Genomic DNA, 13149 nt, shown 5'->3' on the forward strand with positions numbered 1-13149 from the left:
GGGTGCGCGGTGGCGGCCGCCGAGTTCGGGGTGATGGCCGGGGCGGACCGGATCGAGGGCTGCCTGTTCGGCAACGGCGAGCGGTCCGGCAACGTGGACCTGGTCACCCTGGGCCTGAACCTGTACAGCCAGGGCATCGACCCGATGATCGACTTCAGCGACATCGACGAGATCCGCCGCACCGTGGAGTACTGCAACCAGCTCCCGGTCGGCGAGCGCCACCCGTGGGGCGGCGACCTGGTGTACACCGCGTTCTCCGGCAGCCACCAGGACGCGATCAACAAGGGCTTCGACGCGCTGCACCAGGACGCGGAGCGGGCCGGCGTCCCGGTCGACGAGTTCGACTGGGAGGTGCCGTACCTGCCGATCGACCCGAAGGACGTGGGCCGCACCTACGAGGCCGTGATCCGGGTGAACTCGCAGTCCGGCAAGGGCGGCGTCGCCTACATCATGAAGACCGAGCACCAGCTCGACCTGCCGCGCCGGCTGCAGATCGAGTTCTCCCAGGCGATCCAGCGCTACACCGACACCGAGGGCGGCGAGGTCAGCCCGAAGCAGATGTGGGACAGCTTCGCCTCCGAGTACCTCGGCCTGCGCAGCCCGCTCGTCCTGCGTGGCCACCGGATCTCCGAGGACGAAGCGGCCGGTCATTTGCAGGACACCGCAATCGTTGCTCGGCTTGGTATTGAGGGCGAGGAGCACGAGATCACCGGCACCGGCAACGGCCCGATCGCCGCGTTCGTGGACGCGCTGGCCAGCGTCGGCTACGACACCCGGGTCCTGGACTACACCGAGCACGCGCTCACCTCCGGCGACGACGCCCGCGCCGCCGCCTACGTGGAATGCGCGATCGGTGACCGGGTGCTCTGGGGGGTCGGCGTCGACAGCTCCATCGTCACCGCGTCCCTGCGCGCGGTCGTCTCAGCAATCAACCGCGCCCACCGCTAGCAGCGCGTCAATCTCCCCAACGGGATGTGGTCGACTCTTCACCTGGACCGGGGGCGAGATCGGTGAAGGGGTCGACCACATCCCTCGCCGGTTGGCTCTTGGGCAGTGTCAACCTCGGCGTTTCTTAGGACACGGCGGCCGGGCCCGGCATGACGCCAGTTCTGGGCCGATCAGTCGGGGTCGGCGAACCTCCCGCCGAAGATGTCGGAGTTGCCGAACGTCGGCGGGCACTGGCTGCCCGGGGCAGGTGCCGTCGCGGCCTGGCCGTCGATGAGCGCCTGGCGGTAGGTGTTGATGGCCGGGCAGGAGGCGGCGTTGCGGGCGTCGTTCCAGACCGCGACCGCGGCCGCGTTGGTGGCCACCACGTAGTTGTAGTCGCCGAGGAACTCGCTGGTCAGGCCGTTGGCGGAGGAACCGCGGGCGTCGCCGGCGACACCCCGGTGCAGGTCGGCCGCGGCGCCGGTGGCCACCGAGATGTGCCGCAGCACGCCCTGGAACAGCCGCGGCGCGGCCGTGGTCGACCGCCAGGGCTGCAGGAACGCGTCGTAGACCAGGTACACGTCGGCGCCGTCCGGGGAGATCGCGACGGCCGGGAAGTCCGGGCGGTCACCCGCGGCGGCACCGTTCGCGGTCAGCGTGCTGAAACTGGCGCCGCGGTCGCCGGAGAGCAGCACCGGGACCGTCTCGTTCGGGCCGGGCGCGGTGTCCGACGGGGTCGGGCCGCGCGGGAACACCAGCGCCAGCGTGTCGGGCGGCTGCGGGCCGCCGCGCGCGGTGCCGAACGGCGCGCCGTTCGCGACGTCGATGCTGGGGAACGTCGAGGTGCGGGCGCCGGCCACGCCGTCGAAGCTGGCGCCGCCGTTGTTCGGGTCGAACAGGCCGACGTCGACGGTCCGCGCCACCACCTGGCCGCGCTCGAAGTTGCCGCCGCCGTCGAACGACCGGGCCATGATCATCGCGGTGGCCCGGCTGGGCAGCTCGGTGCCGACCCAGAACACGTACACCACGCCGGCGCTGTCGGTGCGCACGGTGCAGCCCTGCCGCCCGCCGGTCTGCCCGGTGTTCGTGGCGGCGCTGATCTGCCGCTGCCGCCAGGTGTCCCCGCCGTCGGTGGAGGTCGCGACCATGACCGGCTCTGGCGCGGACCCGTTGGAGCGGAACGCCACGTTGCACACGTAGACGCGGCCGAAGAACGGGCTGGACTCGACGTTGTCCGCCCAGACCTCCTCCTTGTCGGAGAACGTGGTCTGGCTCTGCCGGCTGATCAGCACCGGGACCTGCCAGGCATTGTTGTCCCCGGCGACCGCCGCGGCGAACCGGTCGGAGTCCAACCGGGACACCCCGATGGCGCTCGGCCCGGGGAAGGCGCTGCCGCCGGGCAGGTTGTCGACCAGGTTGGCGTAGTACAGCCGCTGCCGGGCCCAGCTGAAGCCGCCGCCGGCGGCCGGCGCCGGGCCCCAGACCATCGCCGGGTCACCGCTGGAGGCCAGCCCCTGCTCGAGATACCGGGGCAGCGTGCCGATCGGGCCGACCTGCGGCACGCACTCGGCCGGGCCGGTGCAATGCCGGGCGGACAGACCCGTGTAGTTCGGCTGGGTCCAGTTCCGGCCGCCGTCGGAGGAGAAGCTCACTCCGGTGACCCCGACGCCGGCGGTGAACGGGCAGGTGTTCGGTGCGCCGGCGGCACACAGCTCGAGGTCGATGTTGTCGTTCGCCCCGGCGACGACGAGGTCGGGGTTCACCCAGTTCACCGCGACCTGCGGCTCGTTCTGCTTGTTCTGGGAGAACCCGGTCGCCGGGCTGCCCGCGGTCACCCGCGCGTCGGCGCCCGGCTGCGCGGCGACCGGCAGTGCGGCCAGGTACGCGCAGGTCAGTGCGGAAATTGTCATGGCGGCCAACAGTCGCGTGGTGCCCATGTCACCATCTCCTTGCGAGGGCGCAACTCTGCTCTAGCTACGACACCCCCGGCTGCGCCGGCATGACGGAGAAACTCAGATCAATCGAGGGCGGCGAGGGCGGCTGCCACGGCAGTGGAGCCGGCGCGGACGTCGAAGCCGCGGTTGTCGGTGCGCGGCTCGGTGAGGCAGCCGAGCACCACGGCGGCGGCGTCCTCGCGCGCGATCCGGCCGGGCCCGATCAGGTGCGCCGCCGCGGAGACCCGGCCGGTCCCCGGGTCGTCGGTGAGCGTGGCCAGCCTTATCACCGTCCACACCAGACTCGATCGCCGCAGCACGGTGTCGGAAACCTGCTTGGCGTACAGGAAGGAGCGCACCGTCCGGTCACCCTGGTCGGGCGCGTCGGCGAACATCGCGGAAAGCTGGAGGTACCGCCGCACGCTGGCGGCCTCGGCCGAACGGATCGCCGCGATCGCGCCGTCCCGGTCGATCAGGTTCACCGCCTCCGGCGCCGGATCCGCCGCCCCGGCGCAGTTCACCACCACGTCGCAGCCCACGAGCACGTCCACCAGCTCGGCCGGATCCGCCGCCAGGTCGGCCACCACCGGAGACCCGCCGAGCCCCGCCACCACGGGCAACCGCTGGTAGCTGCGGACCCCGGCACGCACGGTGTGGCCGCGGGCGGCGAGCAACCGCACCACGTGCCGGCCGGTGCGCCCGGACGCGCCGAGCACGGTGATCACGTGTCGATCGAAAGGAGGGTTCTGCACAAGGATCCGTGGTTGCGTTTCGGTTTTGTGGTCGTCGGGCCCGGTTGGTCCCGGTGGGCCAGCGTGCCGTGCGGTGTTCGAGGTCTGTGGTCATGTTGGCAGAGCTGGTTGCTGGTCCGACCGCTCGGGCAGGCCTCCGGCCTACCCTCGCTAGTCGGGTCGAACACCGCCCGACGGCCCACCACTCCCAACCGGGATTGTGCAGAACCCTCCAGGCAGGTCCTACGTCGCCGCCGGCTCTCCCGCCGGCGCGGTGCCCTGGTTCTCCGGGAAGTGGCAGGCCACGCGGTGGCCGGGGGCCAGCTCCACCAGCGGTGGCTCGTCGGTTTTGCAGACGGCCTGGGCCTTCCAGCAGCGGGTGTGGAAGCGGCAGGCGGGCGGCGGGTTGAGCGGGCTCGGCACGTCGCCCTGCAGGCGGATGCGCTCCCGCTTGGTGCGCCGGGTGGTGTCCGGGATCGGTACCGCGGACAGCAGGGCGACGGTGTACGGGTGCATCGGGCGTTCGTAGAGCGGGGTCCGGTCAGCCAGCTCGACGATCTTGCCGAGGTACATCACGGCGACCCGGTCGGAGACGTGCCGGACCACGGAGAGGTCGTGGGCGATCATCACGTAGGTCAGGTTGAGCTCGTTCTGCAGGTCCTCCAGCAGGTTCACCACCTGGGCCTGGATGGACACGTCCAATGCGGACACCGGCTCGTCGGCGACGATCAGCTTGGGACGCAATGCAAGCGTGCGCGCGATGCCGATGCGCTGGCGCTGCCCGCCGGAGAACTCGTGCGGGTAGCGGTTGTAGTGCTCGGGGTTCAGGCCGACCAGCTCGAGCAGGTCCTGCACCGAGCGCTTGATCCCGTTGTCGGTCTTGACGTTCTGCAGCCTGAACGGGGCGCCGACGATCGTGCCGACGGTGTGCCGCGGGTTCAGCGACGAGTACGGGTCCTGGAAGATCATCTGCACGTCCCGGCGCAGCGGCCGCATGGCGCCGGTGGACATGTGGGTGATGTCCCGGCCCTCGAAGACGATCTTTCCGGCGGTGGGCTCGAGCAGCCTGGTCAGCAGGCGCCCGGTGGTGGTCTTGCCGCAGCCGGACTCGCCGACCAGGGACAGCGTCTCACCCATGGCCACCGAGAAGTCCAGCCCGTCGACCGCCTGCACCGCGCCGACCTGGCGCTGCAGCAGCCCCTTGCGCACCGGGAAGTACTTCTGCAGCCCGGAAACCGAAAGCAGCTCCTCGCCGAGCCGGGGCTCGGCCGGCGTCGCCTGGTCTTCGGCGGTTGTCAACGTGTCATCCCCTCACAGTCCTTGTCGGTTCGCTCCGGCTCGGCCACTGTTGTCTACGGTGCTCGTTCCTCGCACCTGCGCTGCTCCTCCGTCCAGCCGACACCGCGGCCTCACCTCCCGCTCACAACTTCGGCTTGATCTCGTTCTCCCAGATCCGCACCCGGTCCTCGGCGCTGAGGTGGCAGGCGGTGAAGTGCCGGTCGCCGACGTCGCGCAGCTCCGGCACCACGGTCTCACTCGCCCCGCCGTTCAGCTCGGCGAAGTTGCACCGCGGGTGGAACGGGCAGCCGTCCGGCACGTTGATCAGGCTCGGCGGCTGGCCCTTGATCGGCAGCAGGCGATCGGCGCGCTCCCGGTCCAGCCGCGGCATCGAGCCGAGCAGGCCCCAGGTGTACGGGTGCTGCGGCGCGCCGAAGATGCCGTCCGCGGTCCCGTACTCGGCCCCGCGGCCGGCGTACATCACGAGGATGTCGTCGGCGAGCTCGGCGACCACGCCGAGGTCGTGGGTGATGATGATGACCGCGGAGTCGAACTCCTGCTGCAGGTCCCGGATCAGGTCGAGGATCTGCGCCTGCACGGTGACGTCCAGCGCGGTGGTCGGCTCGTCGGCGATCAGCAGCTCGGGGTCGCAGGACAGCGCCATCGCGATCATCGCGCGCTGCCGCATGCCGCCGGAGAACTGGTGCGGGTAGTCGTCCACCCGGGACGCCGGCTGCGGGATGCCCACCCGGTCCAGCATCTCGATGGCGTGCTTGCGGGCCACCGCCTTGCTCACGTTGTGGTGGATCCGGTACGCCTCGATGATCTGCTGGCCGACCGTGTAGTAGGGATGCATGGCGGACAGCGGGTCCTGGAAGATCATCGCCATGTTCTTGCCGCGCAGCCGGCGCACGTGCTCGCTGCTCATGGCCACCAGGTTCTGGCCGTTGAGCAGGATCTCGCCGGTGATGTGCGCGGCGCCCTCCTGGTGCAGCCCCATGATCGACAGGCTGGTCACGCTCTTGCCCGAGCCGGACTCGCCCACGATGCCCAGCGTCTTGCCGCGCTCGAGGGTGAACGACAGCCCGTCGACGGACTTCACCACGCCGTCGTCGGTCGGGAAGTGCACCCGCAGGTCCCGGACCTGCAGGAACGTCGACGGTTCCACCGGTCCGGAACCGGGCATGGGCTCGACGTAGGTGTCGATCTCGGCCAGCGAGTCGTCTGGGAAACCGGTCATGCCGTGCTCTCCAACTCGGGAATGTTGGCCATGGTCGTGGGTCGCCTCGAGTGGTTGGTCACCGGACCACTCCTCGGGCAGACCGTGTTCCACCGGGGGCAAGCCCCCAGACCCCAGTTCCTCGGGCCCACCTCGTCGCGGTAGGCCAACTCCCTCGCCCGGCATTCCGCAAGCTTCATGCCGTGCCCTCCAGCTCGGGCATGGATTCCGCAAGCTTCATGCCGTGCGCACCCTCGGGTCGATCACCGCGTACAGGAGGTCAACGATCAGGTTGGCGATCACCACGAAGAACGCGGCCAGGATGGTGACGCCCATGACCTTGGGCAGGTCGTTGGCCCGGATCGCCTCCACCGCGTACTTTCCGAGCCCGTTGAGGCCGAACGCGCTCTCGGTCAGCACCGCGCCGCCGAGCAGCAGGCCGACGTCCAGGCCGAAGATCGTGACGATCGGGGTCAGGGCGCTGCGCAGCCCGTGTTTCACCACCACGGTTCGCTGCGGCAGGCCCTTGGCTCTGGCTGTTCGGATGAAGTCCTCACCCATGGTCTCGAGCATGCCGGCTCTGGTCAGCCGGGCGTAGCCGGCGGAGAACAGGAACGCCAGGGTTATCCAGGGCAGCAACAGGTCATAGGCCCATTCCGCCGGGTTCTCCTGGAACGGGGTGAAGCTGCCGCCCTTCGCGGTCCAGTCCAGGCTGTAGCTGAAGATGGCCAGCGTCATCAGGCCGGTGTAGAAGATCGGCAGCGACACACCACCCAGCGCCACCCCCATCGCCAGCCGGTCGAAGAAGCTGCCCTTGCGCAGCGCGGACAGCACGCCGATGGACACCCCGCCGATCAGCCAGATGACCGACGCGCCGACCGCGAGGGACAGCGTCACCGGGGCACGGTCCAGCAGGTCCGGCCACACCGGCTGGCGGGTGATGAAGGAGTATCCGAGGCACGGTGCGTTGCAGTGCTCGACCCCCACGCCGTAGTCGTAGTCGGCACCGACGAAAACGCCCTTCACCCAGTTGCCGTACTGCACCACGATCGGGTCGTAGAAGCCGAGCCGCTCGGCCGTCAGGTGCACCGTCTCCGGGGTTGCCGTGCGCCCCACGTACCGAACGGCCATGGTCTCCGGGCTCGAGCCGATGATCCGCGGCACCACGAAGAAGATGGAGAAGGTGACCGCGCTCACGATGAACAGCAGCAACACCGCGGCAAGCAGTCGCCGGACGACGTAAGTGATCATTGCGCTCGATCCCCGTTGGGTGACTGTGCGCGGTGGCCGGCCCCGGGTCTCGGGACCGGCCACCCGCTGCTGGTGCTGGTGCCGCCGCCGGTGAGGTCACCGGCGGCGCGCGTTCAACTCAGGCCTTGCCCAAGGTCGAGTAGTCGTACATGCCCCAGGCCTCGTTGACGAACACGTTCGTCAGGCCCTTGCCGCGAACCAGCAGGCTCTTGGCGTAGACACCGGGGTAGATCACGGCCTCCTGCATGACCCGCTTGTCGATCTCGCCCCACAGCTTCTCGCGCTTGTCCTTGTCGGTCTCCGCGATGGCGTCGTCGAGCATCTTGTCGACCTCGGGGATCCGCACGCTCATGTTGGACGAGCCACCGGTCTCCCGGATGACCCGGCTGTCCACGATCTGCGAGAGGAAGCCGAAGCCGTCGTTCCAGTCCGCGCCCCACCCGTTGGTGCACAGGCCGAGACCGTTGGACCGGACGAACGGCGGGTTGCCGCAGAACTGGGCGAAGTAGTCACCCGACGGGAAGCCGCGCAGCGTCAGCTTGATGCCGACGCGGGCGAGCGCCGCCTGGAACGCCTCGGCGGTGGCCTTCTCGCGCGGACGGCCCTCGCGGTAGCCCATGTTGGTGGCGAAACCGTCGGGCTGGCCGCACTTCTGCAGCGACTCCTTGGCCTTGTTGATGTCGCCCTTGTTGTCCGAGCCGGGCGGGAACAGGTCGAACTTCGTTTGGCCCGGGATCAGCGGCGGCAGCACGGTCGACGCCAGGTCACCGCCGGAGAACTCGCCACCGTAGGCGAGCTGGTAGCCGGTGCGGTCCATCGCGTACATGACCGCCTTGCGGCACTCGATGTTGTCCAGCGGCTTGACCGTCGGCATGACCGACGTGTACCAGAGCCGGGCGATGGTCGGGTTGTCCGCCCGCGCCTTGTTGTCCGGCGTGTTCAGCACCGTGGACAGCTTCGCCGGCTGGATGCCGGTGCCCTGCACGTCGACGTCGAGGCTGCCGGCCAGGAGCTGGTTGTCGATGTCGTCGGCGTTCTGCTTCAGCGTGACCTCGTAGCCGTCCGGCAGCGCCTTGCGGTTCTGGTCGGTCGAAGCGTCCCAGTTGGGGTTGCGCTTGAGCGTGAAGCGCTTGCCGAGCTCGTTCACGTCGAACATGTACGGGCCGGTGGAGACCACGTGCTCCTTGTACTTCGCGCCGGTGTCCTTGGCCTCCGGCACCGGAGCCGTCTGCGGCAGCATGGCCAGGTAGTCGAAGCCACCGAACGCCGCCTTGAGGTGGAAGACGATGGTGTAGTCGTCGGGCGTCTCGATGCCGGAGCTGGTGTCCACGCCCTTGGACTTGTACGGGCCCTTGTAGTCGGGCGGCAGGTTCAGGAAGCCCTTGAAGTAGTCCGGGCCGTTCGGGAAGGTCTCCCGGTCCAGCGCGCGCAGCACGTTGTACTTGACGTCCTTGGCCTTGACCTCGGTGCCGTCCTCGTACTTGATGCCCTTCCTGATCTTGTACGTCCAGGTCTTGCCGTCGTCGGTCGGCTTGCCGAGGCTCTCGGCCAGGTCCGGCACCAGCTCCTCGCTCGCCTTGCCGGGCGCGACCTTGAACATGACCAGCGCCCGGGTGTAGAGACGCGCGAAGTTCCAGGCGTAGCCGTAGTAGGTGTCGGCCGGGTCAAGGGAGTCCCAGTCGTCGGAGTGGGCCATCTTGATGATGCCGCCCTTTTTGTCCGACGGGTTGAACACCTGGTTGAGCGCCGCGTTGAACGCGGCCGTGGTGGTGCTGCCACCGCCGCCGCCTCCGCTCCCGCCCGAGTCGCCACTCTTGGTGCCGCCACACGCGGTGAGCGCCAACGCGACGGCCGCGCTACCGGCAATCGCGGCGGTCACACGTTTGCTGATCATCTTGCTGTTGCACTCCTTCTTCTCGGGAGTTCGGTTGGATGAGAAACTAGCCAGCCCAAACTCATCGGGCCCTCGGATCGAGCGCGTCGCGCAGCCCGTCACCGAACAGGTTGAAGGCGAGCACGGTGACGAAGATCGCCAAACCGGGCCAGAGCATGAAGTGGGGCAGGGTGTAGTACGAGACGGCGTCGGAGATCATGCCGCCCCAGGTCGCGGTCGGCGGCTGGATGCCGACGCCGAGGAACGACAGCGCGGCCTCGAACAGGATGTTCGTCGGGATCAGCAGCGTGGAGTAGACCAGGATCGGCGCCATCAGGTTCGGCAGCAGCTCCCTGAACAGGATGTACGGGCCGCGCGCGCCGAGGCTGCGGGCGGCGTCGACGAACTCCCGGTTGCGCAGGGAAAGCGTCTGCCCGCGGATGATCCGGCCGATGTAGGGCCAGTTGAAGAAGCCGATGATGAACACCAGGACCGCGATGCGCGGTCCCTCGCCGGTGACGTTGAACGTGTTCAGCAGGCCGGCCAGCGCGATCGCGAACACCAGCAGCGGGAAAGCCAGGAACACGTCCATCGCGCGGCTGATCACCGCGTCGACCCAGCCGCCGAAGTAGCCGGCGACGACCCCCATGACCGTGCCGATCACCACGGACAGCATGGTGGACAGGAACGCGATCAGCAGGGAGATCCAGGATCCGGCGTAGACCCGCTGCAGGAGGTCCCGGCCGTTGAGCGGCTCGACCCCGAGCGGATGGCTGGCGCTCATGCCGCCGAACGTGCCCTTCGGCGCGAGCGTGGTGCCGTCGATCAGCTCCTGGTGGAACTCGTTGGGGTGGATCACCCCGAACACCCGGTCCATCAGCACCGCGCTCACCGCGATGAGGATGAGCACGATGATCACGACGCCGCCGGTGATGGCCACCTTGTCGCGCTTGAGCCGCATCCAGGCGATCTGGCCCAGCGACCGGCCCTGGATCGCCTTGCGGCTCACTCCTTGGATCGCGGCATCCGGCACCGCGGACGCGCTTGACTCGGTGACTTCGAGCGGCGCGGTCATCCCGCGAACCGTCCACGGTCGGTCATTCGCGCACTCCTCGGGTCGCCACGGGATCGCCGTACGGTGGCCGACCTTAACCCCTCTGTTCTGCATCCCTTAACCACGGGAGGTCACGATCCGGCCAAAGATCGCGTATTGTGTCCGGTCAGCAGCGCTCTCGCCACGCGACGTAACGGCCGTTCACCCGTTTGCCGGAAACCGTTCACTGTTAATGGAGTTCGTCCGCCAAGCGGACATCCGCCGCGTCACCCGTCTGGTCCACCGCGAACCAGCCCTCCTCGAACCGCTGCCAGGCCCGCAGGGGTGCCCGGCAGGCCTCGCCGTCGCGCGCCACCGCCCGCTCGAGACGCTCGGCCGGGTCCCGGTGCTCGCACCAGATCAGCAATGAGAGGTCAGCGCGCACCGACCGCCGGCCGGCGGAAACACCCTCGAGCACGAGCACTTCCGGGACCTCTACGGCGAGATAAGGACCGGGGTGCGGCTTTCCGTCGCGCCATTCCACACATAGATAGGTGCCGGGCCGGCCGTTGCGAAGCGGGTCGAGCACGCCGGCGGCCAGGCGCGGCCACCAGGCGACCGGGTCGTCCCAGGTGGCGAAGTGATCGGTGCGGACCAGCCCGGTCCGGGTGCCGGCCGCGCGGAGCTCGGCGGCCACGGCGTCGGCCAGCACCGACTTCCCGGACCCGGACGGCCCGTCGATCGCCACCAGGCGCACGCCACCCAGCCGCGCCGGCCGATCTAGTAGCCCGTCAAGGGCCATCTGATGGATCATCGCCGAAAAACTCGCCCCGACCCACCGCACCTCAGGGGACCGTGACGGCACTCAGCCACGGTCCACCCGACAACCGCACTGTTCGCTGGAACGCAACAACCATAAGAATTCCGGAGAGGCGGGTCGGAGGCGGGGGAGTTAAACCGCACGCCGGCCGGACAGGGCGCGGCCCAGGGTGAGCTCGTCGGCGAACTCGAGGTCACCGCCCATGGGCAGGCCGGAGGCGAGGCGGGTCACCGTGAGGTTCGGGAAGTCGCGGAGCATGCGGGCGAGGTAGGTGGCGGTGGCCTCGCCCTCGGTGTTCGGGTCGGTGGCGAGGATGACCTCGGTGACCTCCTCGCCGGAGATCCGGGCCAGCAGCTCGCGGACGCGGAGCTGGTCGGGGCCGATGCCGGAGAGCGGATCCAGGGCGCCGCCGAGGACGTGGTAGCGGCCCTTGAACTCGCGGGTGCGCTCGACGGCGAGGACGTCCTTGGGCTCCTCGACCACGCACAGCGTGCTCGGGTCGCGCCGGGCGTCGCGGCAGATCCGGCACCGGGGCTCCTCGGAGACGTTGCCGCAGAGGTCGCAGAAGACCACGCCCTCCTTCACCCGCTGCAACACCTGGATCAGCCGCTGAAGGTCCGCCGGCTCGGTGCCGAGCAGGTGGAACGCGATGCGCTGGGCGCTCTTCGGGCCGACCCCGGGCAGCCGCCCCAGCTCGTCGATCAGGTCCTGGACCGGTCCCTCGTACAACGCGACCTGGCCTACAGACCGGGGAGGCCCAGGCCGCCGAGCCCGGTGGCGTCGCCGAGGCCGCCGGCGAGCGGCCCCATCTTCGACTGGGCCAGCTCGTGTGCCTTGTTGCCGCCGTCCCGCACCGCGGCGACGATCAGGTCGGCCAGCGTCTCGACGTCGTCGGGATCGACCACCTTCGGGTTGATGTCCAGTGCCTTGAGCTCGCCCGCTCCGGAGACGGTCGCGGTCACCAGGCCGCCACCCGCGGTGCCGGTCACCTCGGCGTCGGCCAGCTCCTGCTGGGCGGACATCAGCTGTTCCTGCATCCGCTGCGCCTGCTCCAGGATCTGCTGCATGTCGGGTAGGCCACCGGGCTGCACGGCGTTTCCTCTCGTCGTTATCGCTACCGCCCAGCCTAGTCGGGTCGCGTGTGTGGCAGGGTGAACGCCGTGCTGAGGCGAGGCATGGCGTACCGGGCGACCATGGCGGCGGCGGGAGCACTGGTCGCGCTGATGTCCTCCTGCGGTGGTCCGGTCTCCGGCGAGGCGTCCGCGCCGTCGACCCCAGCCACCAGCGCGTCGTCGGAACCGCCGCCGTCTTCGGGGACGAGCGCGCCGCCGGCGACCACCACGAGCGTGCCGCCGAGCGCCCGGCCGTCCACCCCCGCCCCCAACGGGAAGCCCGCGCCGCCGCCGGGCATGGTCGTCGTGCTGGATCCCGGGCACAACGGCGGCAACGCGGCGCATCCCGAGGTGATCAACCAGCCGGTTCCGGCCGGGCGCGGGCGGACGAAACCGTGCAACACCACCGGGACGGCGACCAACAGCGGCTACACCGAGCACGCGTTCACCTGGGACGTCGCGGTGCGGGTGCGCGACCTGCTCACCGCGCGGGGCGTCCGGGTCGTCATGACCCGGCCGAACGACACCGGAGTCGGGCCGTGCGTCAACGACCGCGCGGCGATCGGCAACCGGGAGAACGCCGCGGCCGTGGTCTCCATCCACGCCGACGGCTCGACCACCGCCGGGGCGCACGGTTTCCACGTCGCCTACTCCTCGCCCGCGCTGAACGCGGCGCAGGGCGAGCCGTCGCTGCGGCTGGCCCGGGCGCTGCGCGACGGCCTGAAGTCGGCGGGCCTGGCCACGTCCAACTACATCGGCTCGGCCGGGCTCTCGCCGCGGGACGACCTGGCCGGGCTCAACCTTTCCGAACGCCCGGCGGTGCTGGTGGAGTGCGGCAACATGCGCGACGCGGCGGAGGCGGCCACGCTGTCCAGTCCGGCCGGCCGGCAGCGCTATGCCGCGGCCATCGCGGACGCGATCGCCGCATACCTGGCGTAGAAGCGGGGCCTTTGCCTCCCCCGACCAACGCA

General features: G+C 69.8%; 12 protein-coding genes. 2 read left to right on the forward strand and 10 right to left on the reverse strand.

What is annotated here, in order from left to right:
- The coding region (locus VGR06_RS35785; RefSeq protein ID WP_327563641.1) for an alpha-isopropylmalate synthase regulatory domain-containing protein at positions 1-948 on the forward strand (948 nt) is incomplete at its 5' end.
- Between the two features lie 170 nt (positions 949-1118).
- On the opposite strand, the gene VGR06_RS35790 is transcribed toward VGR06_RS35785, so the two are convergent.
- The 10 genes from VGR06_RS35790 to VGR06_RS35835 all read right to left on the reverse strand — a co-directional run bounded on the left by VGR06_RS35790 (position 1119) and on the right by VGR06_RS35835 (position 12133).
- A complete protein-coding gene (locus VGR06_RS35790; RefSeq protein ID WP_327563642.1) occupies positions 1119-2864 on the reverse strand; it encodes a hypothetical protein in 1746 nt (581 codons plus the stop codon).
- Positions 2865-2944: 80 nt separating this feature from the next.
- Positions 2945-3586: an SDR family oxidoreductase gene (locus VGR06_RS35795; protein ID WP_327563643.1), complete on the reverse strand. Its 642-nt coding sequence runs from the start codon at positions 3584-3586 to the stop codon at positions 2945-2947.
- A 249-nt stretch (positions 3587-3835) separates the two neighbouring features.
- Positions 3836-4891, reverse strand: coding sequence for a dipeptide ABC transporter ATP-binding protein (locus tag VGR06_RS35800; RefSeq protein WP_327563644.1), 1056 nt, complete (start codon positions 4889-4891; stop codon positions 3836-3838).
- 121 nt (positions 4892-5012) lie between these two features.
- Entirely contained in the window at positions 5013-6110 is a 1098-nt protein-coding gene (locus VGR06_RS35805; protein WP_327563645.1) for an ABC transporter ATP-binding protein, read from the reverse strand.
- 216 nt (positions 6111-6326) lie between these two features.
- Complete coding sequence (locus tag VGR06_RS35810; protein ID WP_327563646.1) at positions 6327-7340, reverse strand: ABC transporter permease; 1014 nt, start codon at positions 7338-7340, stop codon at positions 6327-6329.
- Between the two features lie 118 nt (positions 7341-7458).
- Positions 7459-9234: an ABC transporter substrate-binding protein gene (locus VGR06_RS35815; RefSeq protein WP_327563647.1), complete on the reverse strand. Its 1776-nt coding sequence runs from the start codon at positions 9232-9234 to the stop codon at positions 7459-7461.
- Between the two features lie 61 nt (positions 9235-9295).
- Positions 9296-10288: an ABC transporter permease gene (locus VGR06_RS35820; protein ID WP_327563648.1), complete on the reverse strand. Its 993-nt coding sequence runs from the start codon at positions 10286-10288 to the stop codon at positions 9296-9298.
- Between the two features lie 208 nt (positions 10289-10496).
- Positions 10497-11048 carry a uridine kinase gene (locus VGR06_RS35825; protein WP_327563649.1) on the reverse strand — a complete coding sequence of 184 codons (552 nt, stop codon included), beginning with the start codon at positions 11046-11048 and terminating at the stop codon, positions 10497-10499.
- A gap of 150 nt (positions 11049-11198) precedes the next feature.
- Positions 11199-11795 carry a recombination mediator RecR gene (recR, locus tag VGR06_RS35830; protein ID WP_327563650.1) on the reverse strand — a complete coding sequence of 199 codons (597 nt, stop codon included), beginning with the start codon at positions 11793-11795 and terminating at the stop codon, positions 11199-11201.
- Positions 11796-11806: 11 nt separating this feature from the next.
- Positions 11807-12133 (reverse strand): YbaB/EbfC family nucleoid-associated protein, encoded by a 327-nt coding sequence (locus VGR06_RS35835; protein WP_327563677.1) that lies wholly within the window; start codon positions 12131-12133, stop codon positions 11807-11809.
- A 156-nt stretch (positions 12134-12289) separates the two neighbouring features.
- On the opposite strand from VGR06_RS35835, the gene VGR06_RS35840 reads away from it, so the two are divergent.
- Positions 12290-13117: an N-acetylmuramoyl-L-alanine amidase gene (locus VGR06_RS35840; protein WP_327563678.1), complete on the forward strand. Its 828-nt coding sequence runs from the start codon at positions 12290-12292 to the stop codon at positions 13115-13117.
- Positions 13118-13149 lie beyond the last annotated feature (32 nt).

The sequence above is a fragment of the Actinophytocola sp. genome (assembly GCF_036002505.1).
Classification (GTDB): domain Bacteria; phylum Actinomycetota; class Actinomycetes; order Mycobacteriales; family Pseudonocardiaceae; genus DASYTH01.

What these genes read in the sequence shown, in the direction of transcription:
- VGR06_RS35790 (WP_327563642.1), bottom strand. Translation starts at nt 2,864, where the DNA reads ATGGGCACCACGCGACTGTTGGCCGCCATGACAATTTCCGCACTGACC.
- VGR06_RS35805 (WP_327563645.1), bottom strand. Translation starts at nt 6,110, where the DNA reads ATGACCGGTTTCCCAGACGACTCGCTGGCCGAGATCGACACCTACGTC.
- VGR06_RS35810 (WP_327563646.1), bottom strand. Translation starts at nt 7,340, where the DNA reads ATGATCACTTACGTCGTCCGGCGACTGCTTGCCGCGGTGTTGCTGCTG.
- VGR06_RS35815 (WP_327563647.1), bottom strand. Translation starts at nt 9,234, where the DNA reads ATGATCAGCAAACGTGTGACCGCCGCGATTGCCGGTAGCGCGGCCGTC.
- VGR06_RS35820 (WP_327563648.1), bottom strand. Translation starts at nt 10,288, where the DNA reads ATGACCGCGCCGCTCGAAGTCACCGAGTCAAGCGCGTCCGCGGTGCCG.
- VGR06_RS35825 (WP_327563649.1), bottom strand. Translation starts at nt 11,048, where the DNA reads ATGGCCCTTGACGGGCTACTAGATCGGCCGGCGCGGCTGGGTGGCGTG.
- VGR06_RS35835 (WP_327563677.1), bottom strand. Translation starts at nt 12,133, where the DNA reads ATGCAGCAGATCCTGGAGCAGGCGCAGCGGATGCAGGAACAGCTGATG.
- VGR06_RS35840 (WP_327563678.1), top strand. Translation starts at nt 12,290, where the DNA reads ATGTCCTCCTGCGGTGGTCCGGTCTCCGGCGAGGCGTCCGCGCCGTCG.